The organism is Subsaximicrobium wynnwilliamsii, assembly GCF_007997225.1.
Classification (GTDB): Bacteria; Bacteroidota; Bacteroidia; order Flavobacteriales; family Flavobacteriaceae; genus Psychroserpens; species Psychroserpens wynnwilliamsii.
The window spans coordinates 58,828-79,882 of sequence record NZ_VORM01000001.1 but is presented as its reverse complement, the minus strand read 5'-3'; the positions used below and the strand labels follow the sequence as shown (position 1 = coordinate 79,882).

Below are 21,055 nucleotides of genomic sequence, written 5' to 3'. Positions count from 1 at the left end.
TTCACTGAAATGGTTTCAGCTCAATTTCAAATTTTTCTATTTTGAAGAAAACCGTTCGGAATAAAAAAAGAATATGTTTCAGGATCCCTTTGAAGGCACCTGAAACATGTTCCAGATTAACGTTTAGAGAATTGAAATTTCTTACGGGCTTTCTTCTGTCCAAATTTCTTACGCTCCACCATACGTGGGTCTCTTGTCAACAATCCTTCTGGCTTCAATATTAATCTGTTTTCGGCATCAATCTCGCACATGGCGCGGGAAAATGCTAAACGGATCGCTTCGGCTTGGCCTGTAATGCCACCACCAAAAACGTTTACTGTAATATCAAAGTTGCCATCGTTGTTAGTCATGACTAAAGGTTGGTTTACTTTGTACTGCAAGGTTGCAGATGGAAAATAATCCGTCATGTCTTTTTTGTTAATCGTGATCTTGCCTTCTCCTGCGGCAAGGTACACACGTGCAACAGCCGTCTTTCTACGACCGATTTTGTGAATTACTTCCATTAGTTGATTTCGTTAAGTTTCATTGTTCTTGGCTTTTGCGCACTGTGTTTGTGCGTTGGCCCAGTAACAACATTTAGATTACGGAAAAGCTCTGCACCTAATTTGTTTTTAGGGAGCATTCCTTTTACTGATTTTTCTACAACTCTCGTTGGATCTTTTCCAAACAATTCTGTCGCAGTTAAACTTTTTTGACCACCTGGATACCCTGTGTGACGAATGTATGTTTTGTCATTCCACTTGTTTCCTGTTAAGTTGATTTTCTCTGCATTGATAACAATTACGTTATCGCCACAATCAACATGTGGTGTGAAGTTAGGTTTGTGCTTGCCTCTTAAAAGTATTGCAACTCTAGAAGCCAAACGACCTAGCGTTTGATCTGCAGCATCTACAAGTACCCATTCTTTATTGACGGTAGCTTTGTTTGCTGAAATCGTTTTGTAGCTTAATGTGTCCACACTTATTGATTTACATCACGCTGTTGAGCGCGACTTGTTAAACATTCCTCTCTTAAAAAGAGTTTGCAAATTTACGATTATATATGTGACTACCAAATAGTGTGATACGATTTTTTCGGACTGATTTATACTTAAGGCTTAAGATTGCAGCGCTTCAAGAACAAAGATTAAAGACTTGCTCGTAATTGACTGATAAACAGTTTAAATAAATATTTGATTTTTGAGGTATTTGAAAATCTCCAAAAAGTAAGCGCAACATGTTTGAGAGTTTAAATCTTTTTTAAAATAGCGGATGATTGCGCCCCGCCCCCTCCCAAATAATTTTACCAGACAATACTGAATTTTATCAATATTTAAGATATTCTCAATTTGAAACAATTTTGAAACATTAGGGCATAAAAAAACCGCCTATAAAAGGCGGTTTTATAATTATATCATTAAAGTTATTCGACGTCTTATTCGGGTACAATAAAAATCCCACCAATAGTCAATACTTCGTCCATGGTTAAAGGTTCGTCAAACGCTTCGGTTACGGCGTCATTGCCGCCAAAATCACTGAACATACCGGCCAAATCTACGCCACCTTGTACAGTATTTGCTTCTCCAGCATAAATAGGCGCAAATGGAGCAGGCAAGTTGTTTTCAGCCTGAGTGATCCATCCTTTACTGCCTCTCATGCGCCTTACTTGTGATGCATGTCTTGCCTCAACGGAGTGCACTTGTAATGCGAATGTCAGCAATTCATTATCGTTAGCTAATGCTCCGGCTTGACCCTTGAAAGCTCTAACCCCGGTATCCTCAAAGCCTTGTGCGAGCGCCATAAATGTTGGATAGTCAGTGAATGTAGGTAGATCTAATCCAGCTTGTGCGCCAGAAAAATCGAATGTAGGCTCATCAATTGCGTTTGGGCCTAAAGCTGCTGAAAAGAAGTCCACGTGGGATTTTTCATGCCTGTAAATAGTTTCGAAAACAACTCTGTCCTCTGCTGGAATCAATCCATTGGTGTCTAAAGCTATTTGATAGAAATTTCTTTCCAGATATTCAAGAGTCAATGCAAAATTCAGCACATCGTTATTATCTGCCATAAATGCGGCAGAAGCCATTTTTTTAGTGGCTGCGCCTGCTTTAGAGCTTGTTGCTGCCAAACCAAAAGGGATGGAGGCCAAAGCCATGTTTTTCCCGAACTTTGAAAATTGTCCGAAAGATTCTCTCCTAGAGCCTTTTTTATTCAAAAGGTCTTTATTTGAGAGACTGTCTAAAAGTTTTATAAAATCCATAATGTTGTTTTTAAATTAAGATTAATTGATTACGATGTTGGTAAATTATTTGCAGTAAATGGAGTCACTACAAATCCTGTAGCACCAACTTCTGTAAGAACCTCTGTTGGAGTTGCAGCTTTGTCATAAGCTAGCCCTGTCCCGCCAAGATTAATAAGAATATCATCTCCTGCAAAATCCATTGATCCTGGATCAATTAAGTCTCTAATTGCAGAAGCATGTCTAGCCTCTACCGAAACTATTTTCCCAGCCAACAATAAGTATGCCTGACCAGCATCATCACTTACATCAATTAACTGTCCCGCGCCATTATAAGCTTTTACGCCGGTATCTTCTAGAATTTGTGAGATGTTGAGGACTGATTCGCGGCTGTCAAAATTCACAGAACTAAAATCAAATTCCAAATCTGGTACGATTTGATCTGGTGCAACTGAAGTAATTGCTGTTCTAAAAAACTCTCTATGAATTATTTCGTGATTATAAAGATCTTCCATAATGATTTTTTCATTGGTCGCGGCACCTGCCCAATAACCGCCGTCAAGAACTTTGGTATAGAAAGCGGCTTCCAATTGCTCTAGAGCGTAGGCGTAGTTTAAAATACCTAAATTGCCTGCGCCTAAATCAAAAATGGGATCTGGCGTATTGATAATATCGTCGTCGTCGCTACAGGCAATTAAAAGACCTGATCCTAAAACCGCCATTCCGCTAAGTTTCAAAAATTGGCGTCGGTTCTTAAAAGTCTTACCTTCTGTAGTACTTTCGTTTTTACTTGCGTTTTTCATATTCCTATTATTTAAGTTAAACATTGATTATTTTTGGTTGTTAGTCTTCATTAGTTTTGGTTTAACAATGGAGACATGAGAATTGGGTCATTTATGATACTAACGAGAAAATCAAGCACCCGGTTTTCATTTTCTCGTTTTTAACGTAATAAAAATGAAAAGTTCAAAAAAATATGTACTTGAATTTTGAATAATAAAAGCTGTTGAATACCCATTTTTATGGGAGTTCTGAATTTTTTTCGAGAAGTGATTGTGGGGCTGCTTAATTTAGTCTTTTGGCTGGTAGATCATTATCCTTTTCATTATTTTCATGTTGCGAAATGGCATAAGCAAGAAATGCGATTTCAATGAGCAGAATTATGATCTTAGCTTTTTTATCTTTGGTAATGGCACCTGTAAGGCCTAAAAGTTTTGTTATTATCATGGGTTAGTGTTTTGTGATTCGAACTGGAATCCCAGTTTAGTTGGTAGAGTTAAAAGTCTACCTTGCTTTTTAAGCGTGTTGTAATGTACTTTCAATTAGGCTGGTATCTTTGCTCAATAAAATATAAAATTGACTCTTTCGTTATTTTAGGCCTATTAAAGGATGCATGAGCATCATAAGCCCCTTTGAGCTACAGACTCAATTTTAATTGCAGATAAAGTTCATGCATTGCGAAGTAGGGCTAATTTTCTTTTATTTTTTGCGCAGCTATAAATAATTGATTATCAAATATTTGAAAAATATTAACTTTGAATTCAAACACTGAAGCTTAAATTGTCATGTGCCCAGGCAACCATTTTATGAAATTAAGCGTCTTTATAAATAGAAGACCAAACAAAAGCAACTTTGAAAGTCATCCATTTACATCATAACAACATTGACCTCATAAAAAAGGCAGCCAAAGGCAAGCGAGATGCACAGCAAGCGCTGTTCAATACGCACGCAGCAAAAATGTTGAGTGTATGTAGGTATTATATAAAGGACATCCATAATGCGGAATCGGTTATGCTCAAGGCTTTTTTGAAGGCCTTTAAAAATCTTAACGAATTTGAAAACAAAGGTTCATTTGAAGGCTGGTTAAGGCGAATTATGGTTAGGGAATCCATTTCATATTTGAGGCAATCAAAGCAGGTCCTGTTTTCCTTGGATGAAGTGCAATTGCCCGCCGAGTATTACAATAATATCGATTCCCAGATCGAGGTGGCGCAAATTCAAATGCTCATTGACGCCTTGCCAGAAGGGTATCGCATGGTTTTCGTGATGTATGCCATCGAAGGATACAAGCACGATGAGATTGCAAAGATGCTGAAGATCACAGTTGGGACGTCAAAATCCCAATTATTCAAGGCGAGGCAAATGCTACAAAAACAGATTAAAGAATTAAACAGCAGCAGTTATGGCACCAATAAAATTTGAGGAAGATATCAAGAAACGCATGGAGCAGCGTAAGATTCAACCCAGCGAGGATGCTTGGGAGAAACTGTCTCATGCCTTGGACGCTGAGCAAAAGAACAAGTCTAAGCCGCTAATATGGTTTATGGGCATCGCGGCCAGTGTGATGGGAGTGCTTTTGGTAAGCAGCTTATTTTTTAAAGCTTCGGAAGGCTTGCCGGTAAGACAAAATACGGTTGCTACTGAGGCCAATGAAAGTACATCAAGCATTTCCAACTCTGAAAATGAATCTAAGTCTGTCAAAAAAGTTGAGCAGAAGTCTATTTTGCAACCGCAAGCGAATGTTTCAGAAGTAACGGAAACACCAAAGGCAACTTCAAAACTAAATACGACGCCTACGAAGCTTTACACACAAAAACCAGTTAGACAGCCTTCCGACGAAAAATTGGCAGTGACAAAATCCATCCATCAAGATAAAGGAGCTCCTTCAAGCACTAACACCATACAGGAGGAAGAATATGTGATGGCGGTGGCTGCAGAAATAAAAAATCTTGAAACCAAAGCAGGGATGGCCAGCGACGAGGAGATTGAAAGGCTTTTAAAGCAAGCCGAAAAAGATATTACAAAACAGCGATTACAAAAGGGAAACACAATGACGGTAAGTGCCCAATCCCTGCTTCAAGACGTTGAGGCCGATTTGGACCATTCGTTTCGATCAAAAGTTTTCGATGCTTTAATATCCAGTTATAAGACGGTAAGAACTGCAGTTGCCGAGCGTAACGATTAGTGCCAGCGAAAGCGGGAATCTCATTATTTAATAAGCCAATTTAACATCAATTTTAAACTTCTGCTGAAAAACTGTTTTTTCAGCACTAAAAATCGAAGATTATGACTACAATTACAAAGTATGTGGTATTGGGCCTGTTATGCCTAATCAGTTTAGAAATTTCGGCACAAGAACAACAAGCCGATAGCCTTAAAATCGCACAAACCTCAAATCGCATAAAATCGCTTGTTGAGCTCAAAGAGCGCATTGAGACCGAAGAACGCGAGTTTTTAAAGTCTGAGGTCGAGGCAATCAATGCACGTTTGGAAGACGATAAAATCACAAAAGATGAGGCTGAGGCCCTAAAAAGTGAGGCGGCTCAAAAGCGCGCCCAGAATATTGAGAACCGATTGGCTATTATCGATAACAAAATTGCGCTGTTGGAGCGCAATCCAGAAATTGACTCTGATGAACAAAAAAATGCAATAACAATTACGTTTCGCGGTGAGAACGATGAGGAAGACATATCGATTTGGAGTATCGAAAAAAATAAAAGCAAACCTAAAGTGTATGACGAACGTACGTACAGCAATTTGGTTTTTGCCATTGGTGTGAACAACGCGATTATAGATGGCGAGTCTTTGGGTGACACCTATAGTTTTTTGGGGTCTGGTTTTGTGGAGTTGGGAGTGGCCTGGAATACGAGGGTGCTTAAAAACAGTAACGCCATTCGTTTCAAGTACGGACTTTCATTTCAATGGAATAAATTCTCTCCAAAAGATGACCAATATTTTGAACAGAATGGCAATAGCACTACTTTAGAGACTTTTCCATCAGAATTAAGGCAGTCGCAATTTAGGGTAACCAATGTGGTAGTGCCCATCTTTTTTGAATTTGGGCCTTCCAAAAAAATTGAAAAGGAAGATTATTTTAGATATACTACTCACAAACAGGTCAAATTTGGCGTTGGGGCTTATGGCGGTTTTAACATTGGCACCCAACAAAAATTGAAGTACAAGGAAGATGGCGACCGTGTGAAACAAAAAATAAGACGCAACTACAATACCTCCGACTTTGTGTATGGTTTGAGCGCTTATATTGGTATCGATGAAATAAGCCTTTATGCCAAATACGATCTCAATACCGTTTTCAAGGATCAACTTATAGACCAAAATAACGTGTCACTGGGTGTTCGTTTTGATTTTGACTAAACTTTAGTCCAGATTCCAAATTCCAAATTCTAAAGCTAATATTTTGGAATTTGGAATTTGTTTTTTGACTAATCGGCTTCCTTTTAGCCTTCCTTAGCTTTTTCTTTTTACCCATTATTAAAGGCATTCTTAAATCCCTTCAGAGGGTTAATTCCCCTGGGCTTGCTACGAAACACAACGAACATCTTGCATTGTATGCCATGTGGGCTTGCCCCGAGGATATTGATTTCGATTTTACCTTCTGTGTTGCCTTCTAAGGCCTTGATCTAAGCATTGCCAAAAACATGAATTGCCTTAGTTAAGATAACTGCTTGCGCATTTTTGACATTGCCAGCTATTGGTATTTTAGTGGCCACGGTATTTGAAGGTTGATTTTCAGCTCAAATTAAAGGTATTGCATAGAAATGCTTGTGTGTTTTGATTTTTAAAACTTTTAACAATTTTCAATCCTTCCGTATTCGGCTTAAATTTATGTATTTTTACCGTTCTTAAAATCTTCAGAATTGATAGCAAAAGCCACCATAGACCATGTATTTGAAACTGCTCGCGTAGAGGAGGTTATCGGCGATTTTGTGCAATTGAAGAAGTCTGGGAGCAATTTCAAGGGATTGAGCCCGTTTAGCGATGAGCGTTCGCCCAGTTTTATGGTGTCTCCTGTAAAGCAAATTTGGAAGGATTTTTCTAGCGGAAAAGGAGGGAATGCCATTACCTTCTTGATGGAACATGAGCATTTTACCTATCCGGAAGCCATAAAATATCTCGCCAAAAAGTACAATATAGAAATTGAGGAAACCGAACAAAGCGATGAGCAAAAGCAAGAAGCCAATGAACGCGAGAGCATGTATTTGGTCAACGAATTCGCTCAAACCTATTTTCAAAAAATAATGCTCAAGACCGATCAAGGTCAAGCGGTAGGGCTCAGCTATTTTAAAGAACGCGGTTTTACCAACGAAACCATCAAGGAGTTCAATTTGGGCTACTGTCTTGACGATTGGCAAGCCTTTACCGATGAGGCTTTGAAAAAAGGCTACCAGTTGGAGTTTCTAGACAAAACGGGACTCACGATTGTAAAGGTCGATAAGAAATTCGACCGCTTTAAGGGTCGGGTCATGTTTCCCATTCACAGTATGAGCGGACGCGTTTTGGGTTTTGGCGGACGTATTTTGAAGGCTGATAAAAAAGCGGCCAAGTACCTAAATTCTCCCGAGAGCGAAGTTTACCATAAAGGCAAAGTGCTTTATGGGATTTACCATGCCAAACAAGCCATCGCCAAAGAGGATAATTGTTATTTGGTGGAAGGCTATACCGATGTGATCCAGTTTTATCAAACCGGTATTGAAAATGTCGTGGCTTCTTCTGGAACTGCGCTTACCCCCGAACAAATACGATTGATCAACCGCTTGACCAATAATATCACGGTGCTTTTTGATGGGGATGCTGCTGGCATTCGCGCCTCAGTTCGCGGGATAGATTTGATTTTGGAACAAGGTATGAATGTGAGAGTCTGCGGATTTCCAGAAGGTGAGGACCCCGATAGTTTCGCTAAGCAAAATACTTTGGAAGAGCTAACTGAATATCTTGAAGCCAATGCCAAGGATTTCATTCAATTCAAAGCCTCATTGTTGGTGAAAGAGGCAAAAAATGATCCCATAAGAAAAGCCGAAACCATTCGTGAAATTGTCAATAGCATCTCTAAAATTCCCGATCAAATCAAAAGGGAAATCTACATCCAAGAGTGCTCTAAAATAATGGCCATTAGCGAAGAAGTGCTTTTCAATACTTTGGCTCAACTCAATAAGAAGGAAACCCAGGAGGCCAATAAATCTTATCCCTCCAAACAGAAATCCTTTGATGTGATCAAATCCGACGCGCCTAGCAACAAAGTGGATTTGCAATTTGAACTGGAAAAAAAAATCATTGAGATTTTGTTGCTGTATGGCACCGAAACCGAGGATTTTGAAGACTTGGTTTTAAAGGAAACTGAGGATGGAGCGCTCAAATTAGAGCCTGTGGTGCATCATGCCAAGGTTTTTGAGAAAATTTACATGGACTTGCAAGAGGATGAGATGCAGTTTACCAATGCCAATTTCAAGACGCTTTATTATAATATTATTGATACTTTAAACCAAACTCCGGAGTTTTCAACGAAAAATTTCGTGAATCAGTTGGAGCAGGGATTAGCCAGTGATGTGACTTCGATCTTAATGGATGATGAGCGTTATCGTTTGCACGATTGGGAGCGAAATCAAATTATTCCGAAGGGAAAAAAACAAAGTATCCCACAATTGGTTACGCAAACCATTCTCACATTGAGATGTTTTCTAATCGATAGGAAAGTGGCAGAGTATCAAAATGATACCTTGAGGGAAAATGCGAATACGAGAAGTATTTTGGAAGATGTTAAGGATTACTTGAGCCTCAAAATGTTACTGTCCAGAAAACTAGGCAAAGTAGTAGGCGGAAAAATATAAAACAGCTGCTTCTAATTCAAGTCAATTTGCTTGCCTTGATTTACCAAATCGATGAGGTTGTTGACATTGAGCTTTTTGAATAACCTTGCCTTATACGTACTTACGGTTTTCTCGTTGATATCCAACTCTACTGCGATCTCTTTATTTTTCTTGCCAGAGGATAAAAGTTTAAGCACTTCCACTTCACGCGCCGAAAGCCTTTTGTAGATCCTGCTCTTGGACATTTTGGTGTCGTTGTAATTGAGATGTTTGGACATTTTTTCGCTGAGATGTATTTTCCCCTTATTGACATCGTAAATGGCCTTTTCAATGACCTCCAGCGGTTCTGATTTTAGGATATAGCTCGATGCACCAGCTTTAATGACACTAATGGCATAAATCTCTTCAGGATGATAACTAAACATGATGATGTTTATATGGCCATATTCTTTCTTTATGGCCCGTATAGCCGTAATGCCGTTGAGCTCTGGAAGTTCTATTTCAGAAATAATGACATCCACTTCATGATTTCTAACAAAGTCAAAAATATCGACACCACTGCCCAAGGTTTTGATGATTGAAATATCCTTGTGGTTTTTAAAATAGAGTTCAAAGCCAGTAGTAACTATAGGATGATTGTCCACAACTAATACCTTAATCATAATGTATAATTTAAATGGTTAGTAAAGGTTACCAAAACTTAATGCTAAGGTCGAGAATGTGGAGATTTGTATCGTAAACTTAATAAAAAAAACCATTACAAAGGCCTGTTTTTTAATAAAATAACAGCGACTACTTAAAATTTTTAGGAATCTCACAAATTGGTATTGGGAGCATTTTATGTTGATTGTTTTGATGGTAGGTCATGAAAATTTCAAACACCTCGCGCTTCCTTCCCTTAAAATCAACAGCTGTTTTACCATTGTCTTTGGAGTTCATAGCCCATTCCAATTCTGGATAAGAGGCCCCAATCTGGGCTTCGTCGCTTCGGGAGTCGCCAAAAAGTCCGTCGCTGGGAGCAGCATTGATAATAGATTCTGGAACTTTTAAAAATTGAGCTAATTCAAATACCTCAGACTTCATCAAATCTGCAATAGGACTTAAATCGACACCACCATCGCCATATTTGGTGTAGAAACCAACGCCAAAGTCTTCCACTTTGTTTCCTGTACCTGCCACTAAAAGGCCGTGAAGACCGGCGTAATAATATAGTGTTGTCATGCGCAATCGCGCTCTGGTATTTGCCAATGCCATGTTGACGATATCTTCATGGGCTTCGAGCGATACCTCGGTCTTGAATTCCTCAAAAACCGGCGTCAAGTCCACACGCCATTCTTTAATATTTGAAAATGTTTTTTTTAGAAAAGCAATGTGCTCGTTTGCGCGGCTCACATGACTCTCTGCTTGATGAATAGGCATTTCTATACATAGCGTTTCTAAGCCTGTTTTAGCACAGAGTGTGGACGTCACTGCAGAATCGACGCCTCCGGAAACACCAATAACAAATCCTTTGACTTTAGCATTTTGTGCATATTCCTTCAGCCAGTTTACAATATGATCTACGACTTTTTCTGTTTTCATTTATAGAGCGTTTTATGTAAAGAGTGCTACCTTTGCGAAACAAAAGTAAACCCATACCGTTGTTTATGTAAATATACGGTAAGTAAGTTTTTTAAAAAGTCGTGATGAGATTAATATACGTTTTTGCTGTGTTGCTATTGCTTTGCTTAGGTTGTAAAAATGACGATTCGGGCGAAAACAAGATTTCCAAAATTGAGATGAATGTCTCTATAGAGCGTTTTGACAGGGTGTTTGCAAAAGCGAAACCCAGAGATTTAGAGTCAATAAAAAAAACCTATCCGTTCCTCTTCTCTAAACAGGTCGAAGATACCGTGTGGCTTGAGCGAATGAAAGACACCTTACAGCAACAGTTATTTGAGGAGGTTGATGCACAGTTTGGCGATTTCAAACAGACGGAAGCAGAAATCACAAGTCTTTTCAAGCATATAAAATTTTATGACAAGAGTTTTACTGCGCCAAGGGTCATAACGCTTACCAACGATGTGGATTATAGATACCCTGTAGTTGTGACCGATACCATTGTGCTGCTAGCATTGGATAACTATTTGGGCAGCGCGCACGAATTCTATGCAAATATTCCAGCTTACATAACAGCGAATATGACCAAATCACAGATTGTTGTGGATCTTGCTGCAGAATATGCCAAGCGCAACAGTCATCAATCCCTCAAAAAAACCTTATTGGACGAAATGATTTACTTCGGAAAACAAATGTACTTCAAAGATAAAGTGATTCCGTTTAAAACTGATGCCGAAAAAATTGGATACACCCCAAAACAATTGGAGTTTGCCATAGAAAACGAGAATATGATTTGGACATATTTTGTAAACAAAGAAGTACTTTTTAGCACAGATGTTGCTTTATCGGCGCGTTTTATTGCTGAAGCCCCTTTCACCAAATTTTATCTCGACATCGATAACGAGACACCCGGCCGGTTGGGGCAATACATTGGTTGGCAAATCGTTAAAGCTTACATGACTAATAATACAGTGGATTTAAATACGATGATGGACACCGATGCACTGGAAATATTCAACAAATCTAATTACAAACCCGAGAAATAATGGCGAAAACACATACTTCAAAAATAGAGCTTAATGTAGAATTGGACGAAAATCGAATCCCTGAAAAGCTGCGTTGGAGCGCTGAAGACGGGGGTATTGATAACGAAGAGGCCAAAGCATTGATGCTCTCGGTTTGGGATTCAAAAGCCAAGGAAAGCCTGCGTATTGACCTTTGGACCAAAGATATGCCTGTAGATGAGATGAAGCAGTTTTTTCATCAAACTTTGGTAGAGATGAGCAATACCTTCCAGCGCGCTACCCAAGACGAAAAAATGACGGCAACCATGAAGGATTTCTGTGATTATTTTGCTGAAAAACTGGAGCTTAAAAAGTAGTATTTGGCTAAATCTGCAAGGTTTTAAAAACCTTGTAGGTTTGAGTTCATTCAATTTAGTATGCTTAACTAGATAGGCATTAAAATTCTTTCCAAATCGATTAGGTTTTGAAAACTCGAAGGGGTTCTAGGCTTAGTTGTTACGACCTAACTTGCAAGGTGTTATTTCTTATCCCGATCTTAATCGGGAAAAGAAATCTCCTTGTAGGTTTTTCTCTTTTTGAAATCTATGCTCCAATAATTTTGACCTGAGCATTTACCGGTTTAAAAGAAGCAATTTATTAAAGCAAGCTTAATATGGAGCTAACGCAAGCACAGAAAATTATTTCTATATTTGTCTTGCTATTAATCCATTGAAAAAACATTAGTTGGGCTTCGAACAGAGAAGAAACTAATGTTTTTTTGGCTCTCATCTCAACCAAACGGTCATTACGATCCCGATAACTATCGGGAGAAGCAATTTCACTGCAGGTTCGCTAGAATTCTAAAAGACACATATATTCACCAGCCCTTCACGGTACATTTATTTTAATTAACTTAGCCCAATGAGAAAGATTATCACAGGGATATTACTTGCTTTAGTCGTGCTACTGACTATAAAATATTGTGACGATAAAAATGAGGATCGGATTGTGCTTAAGGAGCATTCCGCGCTTATTCAAGAGCAAATCAAAAATGTAGGCAAGTTGGTGGTCACTGAAGGCCATTTTAGTGAGGTCTTTAGCTATAAAAACTCAAAAGCCATATTTGGCAATCTATTCGAAGTCGAAAAAAAAGCCTTGGTAGTGGTCAACGCCGATGTGACCGTGGCTTATGATTTAAGTAAGATTGAATATGAAATTGACGAAGCCACAAAAACACTGCGCATTATTAGCATCCCCAAAGAAGAAATAAAAATCAGTCCCGATTTTGAGTATTACGATGTACAGGCCGATTATCTCAACCAGTTCCAGGCCAAGGATTATAACAACATAAAAGAGAGCGTCAAAAAATCCTTGATGAAAAAAATCAACGCTTCAGATTTAAAGAACAATGCAGAAAACAGACTGATTAGCGAACTCTCAAAATTCTATATTCTAACAAACTCCTTGGGGTGGACATTAGAATACAACAAACAACAAGTCAAGTCCCTTGAGGAAGTAGAGCGCTTTCAAAACCTGAAACTTTTAAAACTTAAGTAGGTTTTGCTGTGAAACTTTATGAGATATAAGTTTAGCGTTCACATTTATTCACTTTCGCTTTCAATTGCTTCTGGACTGATTTGAATAAGGTGGTGTTGGAATGATTTTTTTCTCGCAAACCTGCCTACGGCAGGCAGGGGGCGCAAAGCTGTGTGTGATTACCTTTGTCGTGCCAATAAACAGTTTCTAATTTTATTACTTCATCTTCATCTTCATCTTCATCTTCATCTTCAATTTCATCTTCATCTTCATCTTCGTCTTCATCTTCATCTTCATCTTCGTCTTCGTCTTCATCTTCAATTTCAACTTCAACTTCAAAAAGGGTTATGATAAATTAGGACAAAACAATCTTTTCCAGGCTCCTCCAGCCACCTCCATCGGTTGCTTCAAGATTGTGCATTTGAAGATATTTGGCAGCTTTAACGCTTCGCACTCCGCTTTGGCAACATAAGATGAGCGGTTTGTTGAGGGCTTTCAATTCAGAAACCTTGTCTTTTAGGAGGTGCAAAGGCACATGTTTGGCGGTTTTGATGTGGCCTTTGTCCCATTCTTGCTGGGTGCGCACATCAATAATCACGGCGTCCTTATCTAAAAATGCCTTGATTCTCTTTTTCTTCGAACCAAATAACAGCTCTAAAACACCCATGGATTTCTTTTTGCCTAAATTTACGAAAATTCTTTCCTTGCAATAAATATCGATTTAACCCCCTTTATTTTAAACTATGGTATAAGACTCATGAAATCTGAAACCCGTAAGAACGACATCATAAAAACTGCAGCTAAATTGTTTAAAAGCAAAGGCTACAGCGCTGTAACCATGCGCGATTTGGCCACTGCGATGGATATGAAAGCTGCCAGTCTTTACAATCATATCAGTTCAAAACAGGAGCTGCTCAAAACCATCGTGGTTTTTATTGCTGAAGAATTTACAAACGGAATGCGGCAGATACAAGCTTCAGAAAAATCTAACATTGCAAAACTGAAGGCTATCGTTGCGCTACACGTTGAGATTACCGCAAAACACACCAATGGTATGGCAGCGCTCAATAACGATTGGATGCATCTTGAAGACCAGTTGGAGCATTACCTTCAGTTAAGAACCGAGTATGAAACCAGTTTCCTAGACATCATTGAACACGGCATTGCTTCCGAAGAAATCAAACCCAGCAATCCCGAAATCATCATGTTCTCAATGCTTACCACCTTACGCTCGCTCTATTTGTGGATGCCAAAAAAAGGCCGGTTGAATAGCCAAGAATTGTCTCAAAACTTAAGCGATATAATGATTGATGGGATAATAAAGTCATAACAAATGGTGTCATCCAATGGAAAGCTTATTTGCCGCATCCCGCTGTCCACCATATTTAACAAGTAATTAAGAATTGATTTTTGTATATTTGTTTCTATAAACTAACAAGTGTTAGTTATGACAGGGTGCTCCTGCAGGGTTTCCAAAACCTTGTAGGTCTAATTGAAAACAATATACGGGAATGCCCTTTTGCAAAAAAAACTATTCAAAACGATAAAAAGACACCACGCGCAACGCGAAACATAAAATGGCAGAATTTCACAACATAAAAATCGGCGATATTTACAAGGAAACCGACGATACCACGGTGGTCACTTTCGATATTCCTGAGGAGCTGCAGGACGATTTCCATTTCAATCAAGGGCAGCACCTCACACTTAAAACCATGATTGATGGCGAAGATGTGAGACGTTCGTATTCCTTGTGCTCGAGTCCCTTAGATAAAAAGTGGCAAGTGGCGGTAAAGTTGATTCCAAGCGGAAAATTCTCCACCTACATCAACGAGCAATTAAAAGCCGGCGATACCATGGAGGTCATGTTGCCAAGCGGTACTTTTGGGGTTTCGGTACAACCGGAAGCCGCTAAAAACTATCTCTTCTTTGCAGCGGGCAGTGGTATTACGCCTGTGCTTTCTATGGTAAAGACGCATTTATTGGCAGAGCCTAAAGCCACTTGCAAGCTGTTTTACGTCAATAAGACCGCAAAATCCATTATCTTTAAGGAAGAACTGGAGCAATTGCGAAATCGATTCTTCGGAAGGTTGGAAATCTACTACTTTCTTACTAGGGAGAAACGGGATATCTACCTGTTCAACGGGCGTTTTGACGATGAGAAAATGGACGTGCTCACAAAAACCTTTATCGACATTCCAGACACCAGCGAAGTCTTTCTCTGCGGCCCAGAACAAATGGTAAATTACGTGAGCAATTATTTGATAGCCGCAGGATTACCTAAGGATTTGGTTCATTTTGAGTTGTTTGTTAGCGGACTTTCAGAAGAAGACATTGAGCGAACAGCGCGACTTTCAAAACAAAAAGTAGAAGGCGTAAAAGTGACCATTTTAGATGGCGGCAAGGAATTTACCTTTACCATGACCAAGGATTTCGATAATATTTTAGACGCAGCCCTTGGCGCGGGAGCCGATTTGCCGTTCGCTTGCAAAGGAGGCGTTTGCAGCACCTGTAAGTGCCAGGTCAAGGAAGGCTCGGTTGAAATGAAGGTCAATTATGCGCTTGAAGATAAAGAGGTGGCGCAGAATTATGTGTTGAGCTGCCAATCAGTACCAACCTCAGAGAAAGTAGTGGTTGATTTTGACGTCTAACATCCCTACGAAAGCAGGGATCTCATGATGAGCACCCAAATTTTGATGTAGTAAAAGTGCCTTCCGTAGAGCTGCTTCAAGGTTAATTGGTCTTTAATAGGCATAAAGATTTTGATATTGATTAGGGCGTTCCCACGCTTAGGCGTGGTCAGGCTTTCGGCAGTCGCTCTCTGCGAGGAGCTCCAACAATGCCTCAATCCTTAACGCACCTGTCAACCAACGACAAGATATCATCCGGAACAATGTGATTGTTTATGAATCCATTTTCCGAAGAAAAATAAAAATAAAGTTCAACCTGCTATTGGCCAAAAGCCAAAAGCTAAAAGCTGATAATAAGATGAGTGAAGAACAAGTAAGAAGTCTAGAAAAACAATTTGACGAGCGCATCGAAAGGGACGAGAAAATCGAACCTAAAGATTGGATGCCCGAGAAATACCGTAAAACCCACATTAGGCAAATGTCGCAGCACGCACATTCTGAAATCGTGGGCATGTTGCCTGAGGGCAATTGGATTACCAGAGCACCGTCCTTAAGACGTAAAGTTGCCTTGTTGGCAAAAGTTCAAGATGAGGCAGGTCACGGATTATACCTGTATTCCGCAACCGAAACCTTGGGCATTTCAAGAGAAGAAATGTATGAGCAATTGCATACAGGCAAAGCGAAGTACAGCTCCATTTTCAATTATCCAACCGTCACATGGGCCGATATGGGTACCGTAGGTTGGCTGGTAGATGGCGCTGCGATTATCAATCAAGTGCCCTTGTGCAGCACCTCTTTTGGACCTTACGCCAGAGCCATGGTTCGGGTGTGTAAGGAAGAGAGTTTCCACCAAAGACAAGGCTATGAAATCATGTTGAAATTGTGCAAAGGCACTCCAGAGCAAAAGGACATGGCACAAGATGCCTTGAACCGCTGGTGGTGGCCAAGTTTGATGATGTTGGGCCCAACAGATGCAGAATCGGTGCATACCGAGCAATCCATGAAATGGAAACTCAAGCGCAAATCCAACGACGAGCTGCGTCAGCAATTCATTGACCAGACCGTTCCGCAAGCCGATATTTTAGGCCTTAGCATTCCAGACAAAGATTTGAAATGGAATGAAGAACGTCAAAGCTACGATTTCGGCGAAATCAATTGGGACGAGTTTTGGCAAGTAGTCAAAGGTCATGGCCCAATGAATAAAGAACGCATAAAAGCCAGAGTCAACGCCTGGGAAGGTGGCGAATGGGTGCGTGATGCCGCTATGGCTTATGCTTCAAAAAATCAGGAGCGTAAAGAAAAGCAAGCAGTCTAAAAAAATGACTTAAGACGAAATGACTTATGACTTAAGACAATTGATTTTAAATTTTTGTTTTAAGTCTTACGTCTAAAAGCGAAGCATTCATAAGTCTCAATTTTATTCGTCTAGCCTTTATATTCTATTCGTCTATAATCTAAAAGATAAAACCACATGTCACAAAAAAAAAACTGGCCCCTTTGGGAAATCTTCGTAAGAAGTAAAAACGGATTAGAACACCGGCATTTTGGTAGTCTGCACGCAGCAGATGCCGAAATGGCCATGGAAAACGCTCGGGACGTTTACACAAGACGCAACGAAGGTGTGAGCATTTGGGTTGTGGAATCATGCAATATCACAGCCTCCAACCCAGACCACAACGGCGAATTGTTTGAGCCGGCTCAAGACAAAGTCTATCGTCATCCCACGTTTTATGATTTGCCCGATGAGGTAAAACATATGTAAAATGAGGACGAAGATGAAGATGAAGACGAAGATGAATCGCATATCATGAAGCAATTTGATTTAGATGATAGATTAGAAGACTTTGCGGCATCGATAATTCGTTTTTATTCGAATAATCCAAAAACCTTTGCGGCAGATTATTTGGCTAAACAGTTGATTCGTTCCTCTTGTTCAGCGGCTCTTAATTTTGGAGAATTTTTAGGCGCAGCAAGTGATAAAGATAAAGCAAATAAGCTTCGCATTGTCCTCAAGGAACTTAGAGAGAGTATTAGAAATATAAATATTCAAACAAAAGCGCTTATTTATAAAAAAGAAGATTTAGAAAGTTTAAATAAAGAAAACGATGAGTTGATAAGAATTATAGTCACGATTTTGAAACGATACTAAAGTCGTCTTCATCTTCATCTTCATCTTCGATTTCAACTTCAATTTCAAATTCATAATATGAACACAAATCTATACAACTACATCCTCGGCATCGCCGACAACTCCCTAATCCTCGGCCAGCGCATGGGCGAACTCTGCGGTCATGGTCCCAATTTGGAAACCGATATCGCCTGTACCAATATTTCCTTGGATTTGTTTGGACAGGTGCGCGGCTATTTTCAATATGCAGCAAAAATCGCAAATGATGGGCGTACCGAAGATGATATTGCCATGCTCCGGAAAGAGCGGGATTATCTCAATGTGCTGTTGGCAGAGCAACCCAATACCGATTTCGCCTACACCATTGGTCGGCAATTTTTATTCGATGTCTATCATTTATTGTTTTTAACCGAATTGGAAAAAAGCAAGGATTTAACGCTTTCGGCCATCGCCAAAAAATCGATTAAGGAAGTGCGTTACCACCAGCGGTTTTCTTCAGATTGGGTCAAGCGCTTAGGCGATGGCACTGAAGAAAGTCATTCCAAAATGCAACAAGCCATCAACGATTTATGGACCTATACCGATGAATTGTTCCATCAAACCGAAGCAGATAAGGCCATGGTTGAGGAAGGCATTGGTGTTGATGTGACAAAATTGAAAAAGGACTATTACGAAAAAGTCAGCACTATTTTAGAGCAAGCCACATTGGAAATCCCAGAATCCAAATACTTCCAAAAAGGCGGCAAAGAAGGCATCCACACAGAGCATTTAGGCTTTTTGTTGAGTGAGCTACAGTACATGCAACGCGCCTATCCAAATATGGATTGGTAATGCCCACCTCAATCCTCCCAAAGGGAGGAAGTTTGATTAGTAGTAAAAAAGAAAACATAGTACAATCGAGTGAGAGTTCTTCCCCTTGGGGGAAACCAAATAGAGCTTTGAGTGATGAATTTAAGATAACGAATTCCGAAGTGAAACAGCCCTATAACTTCTCATTCGGCACCTATTTCTCAGGCAGATAAATTAAATAAACATGCAGAACTTGAAATTAAAAACTTCATGATTCGATATTCAGAGTTCGACATTCCCTATTAATTATGACCACAACAGAACAAAATATAGACAAAAAACTAATAGAGATTCTGGAAGCCGTTTCCGACCCAGAAATCCCTGTCCTGTCCATTATGGATATGGGGGTCGTTCGCTCTGCGGTCATTAAGAATAACAAGGTTAAAGTTGAAATCACACCAACCTATAGCGGTTGTCCTGCCATGGATGTTATTGGCGACGATATCAAAACGGCTTTAGAAGACGCAGGTTATGAAGCTGAAGTGGAGCTCATTCTTCATCCCGCCTGGACCACAGATTGGATTACCCCTCGTGGCAGAAAAGCTCTTGAAGACTATGGTATCGCGGCGCCCTTAGGTGCCGAGGCCGATATTGACGTCTTGCTCAACGGGAAACGGATTGTGAAATGCACCAATTGTGGTTCTCAAAACACACGATTAGTGAGTCAGTTTGGTTCAACAGCCTGTAAAGCACAGTTTCAATGTGATGATTGCCAAGAGCCTTTTGATTATTTTAAATGCTTGAAGTAATAGTCCTGCGCAGGCAGGAATCTCCAGCCAAGTATAACAGAAACAAAGAAAAGTCAATGGCCAAAGCAAACCAATTTTACGAGTAAGAAAAAACCAAGAGCGGGTATAGAGCGTTTTAAAACTCAAGATAGAAAAAAGATTCTTAAGGGCGTTACCCTTTTTTGAAGGAAAAAAAGGGTCAGGCTTTCCGCTATATCTTTTTTGAGAAAAACAAAAAAGGATGCCGCTGCAATCCTTAACGCAAAAGGCCTCACAGGATTTAAAAACCTTTGCGTATAGGATAAAAATAAAGCTCGATATGGTTTATTGTAGGTATGATAACATCGTGTTCTTTGATTAGGTTTAAGTTCGACATAAGAGGATTTTACGTAAAAAATGAATTGAAGCGAAGGATTAAGCAAAAATCGTCGCATTTAAAAATCATATAAATAAAAACTTGATACTTACAAAATAAATCTTGAACTACGCAAACTTTATTTTTGCGCCGAAGCGAAAGAAATTTTTAGTAAAAGTATCTCAAGTCTTGATTTTTTTGTTTCGTTTTTTCATCAAGGAAAAAATGAAAAAGATATTGGTTACCCAATAGATTTAACCTATAACCAAAAATTAATATATATGAGTAATTCAATAGAAGTAAAAATAGAAAACAAAGTAGCAACCATAAGGCTAAACCGTCCCGAAGTCTTCAACAGTTTTAATCGGGAAATGGCTTTTCTGCTACAGGACACATTAGATGAGTGCGAAAAAAACGCAGCGGTAAGAGCCATTGTGCTAACCGGAAACGGAAAAGCATTTTGCGCAGGCCAAGATTTAAAGGAAGTGACCAACCCAGATTTGAATCCCGGCTTCAAAAAAATTCTGGAAGAGCATTACAATCCGATAATCACAAGAATCCGCGCCATTAAAAAACCAATCATTGCAGCCGTAAATGGCGTGGCGGCAGGAGCCGGTGCGAATATCGCCTTGGCCTGTGATATTGTGGTAGCGCATGACAAAGTGAGCTTCATTCAAGCCTTCAGTTTAATTGGATTGGTTCCAGACAGTGCTGGGACGTTCTTTTTACCAAGACTTATCGGTTTTCAAAAAGCCTTGGCATTAGCGCTGTTGGGCGATAAGATTTCTGCGGAAGAAGCTGAAAAAATGGGAATGATTTATAAGTGTGTGCCTACGGAAGAATTTGAAACAACCATCAATGCCTTGGCCTTAAAATTAGCCAATATGCCGACTAAGGCTTTGGGTCTCATCAAAGAATTGTACAACCAATCCATGACCAACGATTTAGAAGCCCAATTGGCATTAGAAAGCAAATTACAAATCGAAGCAGCAAGTACTGAAGATTATGCAGAAGGCGTCGCAGCGTTTATGGAAAAGCGAAAACCAGAGTTTAAAGGGAGATGAATATCGAATAATGAACTGTTGAATAACGAATAAAGAAGTAAAAAAAGGATTTGAATAACGAAAAGTTTTGGTGTTAACGACTTATTTTGATAACGAATAACCAAAAAAGAAGTTTAAAATGGCAAACCATAAATACGATTTAGAGGAACGCTTAATTCAGTTTGCTGTGGAGGTTATATTAATCTGTGGAAAAATCGATGGAAATTTTGCCTCTCAGCATTTGGCAAAGCAATTGATTCGTTCAGCCACAGCTGCAAAGAATATCGAATAATGAACAGATGAATACTGAATAATGAACTGTTGAATAACGAATAAAGAAGTAAAAAAACGATTTGAATAACGA

The 21,055-nt window shown here is 39.5% G+C and carries 24 protein-coding genes; 16 read left to right on the top strand and 8 right to left on the bottom strand.

All coding sequences use genetic code 11. The annotated features are described in order from the left end of the window. Positions 1-116: 116 nt before the first annotated feature. The 5 genes from rpsI to ESY88_RS20790 form a co-directional block, all read right to left on the bottom strand. Positions 117-503, bottom strand: coding sequence for a 30S ribosomal protein S9 (gene rpsI / locus ESY88_RS00340; RefSeq protein ID WP_147084866.1), 387 nt, complete (start codon positions 501-503; stop codon positions 117-119). Continuing rightward, positions 503-958 (bottom strand): 50S ribosomal protein L13, encoded by a 456-nt coding sequence (rplM, locus tag ESY88_RS00335; RefSeq protein ID WP_147084865.1) that lies wholly within the window; start codon positions 956-958, stop codon positions 503-505. Before rplM ends, rpsI begins: the two co-directional genes overlap by 1 nt. Positions 959-1,413: 455 nt before the next feature. Beyond that, complete coding sequence (locus tag ESY88_RS00330) at positions 1,414-2,235, bottom strand: ferritin-like domain-containing protein (protein WP_147084864.1); 822 nt, start codon at positions 2,233-2,235, stop codon at positions 1,414-1,416. A 29-nt stretch (positions 2,236-2,264) separates the two neighbouring features. Then, positions 2,265-3,017: a ferritin-like domain-containing protein gene (locus ESY88_RS00325; protein WP_147084863.1), complete on the bottom strand. Its 753-nt coding sequence runs from the start codon at positions 3,015-3,017 to the stop codon at positions 2,265-2,267. A 262-nt stretch (positions 3,018-3,279) separates the two neighbouring features. Beyond that, positions 3,280-3,441, bottom strand: a complete 162-nt coding sequence (locus tag ESY88_RS20790; protein WP_189702475.1) for a hypothetical protein — start codon at positions 3,439-3,441, stop codon at positions 3,280-3,282. Positions 3,442-3,846: 405 nt separating this feature from the next. On the opposite strand from ESY88_RS20790, the gene ESY88_RS00320 reads away from it, so the two are divergent. The 4 genes from ESY88_RS00320 to dnaG all read left to right on the top strand — a co-directional run bounded on the left by ESY88_RS00320 (position 3,847) and on the right by dnaG (position 8,840). Next, entirely contained in the window at positions 3,847-4,416 is a 570-nt protein-coding gene (locus ESY88_RS00320) for an RNA polymerase sigma factor (protein WP_147084862.1), read from the top strand. Further along, positions 4,397-5,179 carry a hypothetical protein gene (locus ESY88_RS00315; RefSeq protein WP_147084861.1) on the top strand — a complete coding sequence of 261 codons (783 nt, stop codon included), beginning with the start codon at positions 4,397-4,399 and terminating at the stop codon, positions 5,177-5,179. The genes ESY88_RS00320 and ESY88_RS00315 overlap by 20 nt, the downstream gene beginning before the upstream one ends. 101 nt (positions 5,180-5,280) lie before the next feature. Then, positions 5,281-6,369: a hypothetical protein gene (locus ESY88_RS00310; RefSeq protein ID WP_147084860.1), complete on the top strand. Its 1,089-nt coding sequence runs from the start codon at positions 5,281-5,283 to the stop codon at positions 6,367-6,369. Between the two features lie 503 nt (positions 6,370-6,872). Next, positions 6,873-8,840 carry a DNA primase gene (gene dnaG / locus ESY88_RS00305; RefSeq protein WP_147084859.1) on the top strand — a complete coding sequence of 656 codons (1,968 nt, stop codon included), beginning with the start codon at positions 6,873-6,875 and terminating at the stop codon, positions 8,838-8,840. Positions 8,841-8,851: 11 nt separating this feature from the next. Here dnaG and ESY88_RS00300 read toward each other — a convergent pair whose 3' ends face one another. After that, positions 8,852-9,481, bottom strand: coding sequence for a response regulator (locus ESY88_RS00300; protein ID WP_147084858.1), 630 nt, complete (start codon positions 9,479-9,481; stop codon positions 8,852-8,854). 130 nt (positions 9,482-9,611) lie between these two features. After that, on the bottom strand, positions 9,612-10,400 hold the full coding sequence (nadE, locus tag ESY88_RS00295) for an NAD(+) synthase (protein WP_147084857.1): 789 nt from the start codon (positions 10,398-10,400) through the stop codon (positions 9,612-9,614). Positions 10,401-10,504: 104 nt separating this feature from the next. Here nadE and gldB point away from each other — a divergent pair, with 104 nt between their 5' ends. The 3 genes from gldB (at position 10,505) to ESY88_RS00280 (ending at position 12,979) form a co-directional block, all read left to right on the top strand. Continuing rightward, the gene (gldB, locus tag ESY88_RS00290) at positions 10,505-11,464 is read left to right on the top strand and encodes a gliding motility lipoprotein GldB (RefSeq protein ID WP_147084856.1); all 960 of its coding nucleotides are present in this window, start codon (positions 10,505-10,507) and stop codon (positions 11,462-11,464) included. Continuing rightward, on the top strand, positions 11,464-11,799 hold the full coding sequence (gene gldC, locus ESY88_RS00285; RefSeq protein WP_147084855.1) for a gliding motility protein GldC: 336 nt from the start codon (positions 11,464-11,466) through the stop codon (positions 11,797-11,799). Before gldB ends, gldC begins: the two co-directional genes overlap by 1 nt. Positions 11,800-12,343: 544 nt before the next feature. Then, on the top strand, positions 12,344-12,979 hold the full coding sequence (locus ESY88_RS00280) for a DUF4230 domain-containing protein (RefSeq protein ID WP_147084854.1): 636 nt from the start codon (positions 12,344-12,346) through the stop codon (positions 12,977-12,979). Between the two features lie 334 nt (positions 12,980-13,313). Here ESY88_RS00280 and ESY88_RS00275 read toward each other — a convergent pair whose 3' ends face one another. Continuing rightward, complete coding sequence (locus ESY88_RS00275) at positions 13,314-13,625, bottom strand: rhodanese-like domain-containing protein (protein WP_147084853.1); 312 nt, start codon at positions 13,623-13,625, stop codon at positions 13,314-13,316. Between the two features lie 90 nt (positions 13,626-13,715). Between ESY88_RS00275 and ESY88_RS00270 the strand changes: the two genes are divergently transcribed. The 9 genes from ESY88_RS00270 (at position 13,716) to ESY88_RS20785 (ending at position 20,983) form a co-directional block, all read left to right on the top strand. Then, positions 13,716-14,288: a TetR/AcrR family transcriptional regulator gene (locus ESY88_RS00270; RefSeq protein WP_147084852.1), complete on the top strand. Its 573-nt coding sequence runs from the start codon at positions 13,716-13,718 to the stop codon at positions 14,286-14,288. 247 nt (positions 14,289-14,535) lie between these two features. After that, the gene (locus tag ESY88_RS00265; RefSeq protein ID WP_147084851.1) at positions 14,536-15,609 is read left to right on the top strand and encodes a 2Fe-2S iron-sulfur cluster-binding protein; all 1,074 of its coding nucleotides are present in this window, start codon (positions 14,536-14,538) and stop codon (positions 15,607-15,609) included. Positions 15,610-15,946: 337 nt separating this feature from the next. Continuing rightward, a complete protein-coding gene (paaA, locus tag ESY88_RS00260; protein ID WP_147084850.1) occupies positions 15,947-16,903 on the top strand; it encodes a 1,2-phenylacetyl-CoA epoxidase subunit PaaA in 957 nt (318 codons plus the stop codon). Positions 16,904-17,059: 156 nt separating this feature from the next. Continuing rightward, complete coding sequence (paaB, locus tag ESY88_RS00255; RefSeq protein WP_147084849.1) at positions 17,060-17,350, top strand: 1,2-phenylacetyl-CoA epoxidase subunit PaaB; 291 nt, start codon at positions 17,060-17,062, stop codon at positions 17,348-17,350. A gap of 45 nt (positions 17,351-17,395) precedes the next feature. Further along, a complete protein-coding gene (locus ESY88_RS00250; RefSeq protein ID WP_147084848.1) occupies positions 17,396-17,737 on the top strand; it encodes a four helix bundle protein in 342 nt (113 codons plus the stop codon). 57 nt (positions 17,738-17,794) lie between these two features. Continuing rightward, entirely contained in the window at positions 17,795-18,547 is a 753-nt protein-coding gene (gene paaC, locus ESY88_RS00245) for a 1,2-phenylacetyl-CoA epoxidase subunit PaaC (protein WP_147084847.1), read from the top strand. 266 nt (positions 18,548-18,813) lie between these two features. Next, complete coding sequence (gene paaD, locus ESY88_RS00240) at positions 18,814-19,314, top strand: 1,2-phenylacetyl-CoA epoxidase subunit PaaD (RefSeq protein WP_147084846.1); 501 nt, start codon at positions 18,814-18,816, stop codon at positions 19,312-19,314. Positions 19,315-19,929: 615 nt separating this feature from the next. After that, complete coding sequence (locus ESY88_RS00235) at positions 19,930-20,712, top strand: enoyl-CoA hydratase-related protein (RefSeq protein WP_147084845.1); 783 nt, start codon at positions 19,930-19,932, stop codon at positions 20,710-20,712. Positions 20,713-20,830: 118 nt separating this feature from the next. Then, complete coding sequence (locus tag ESY88_RS20785; RefSeq protein WP_189702474.1) at positions 20,831-20,983, top strand: hypothetical protein; 153 nt, start codon at positions 20,831-20,833, stop codon at positions 20,981-20,983. Positions 20,984-21,055: the final 72 nt, after the last annotated feature.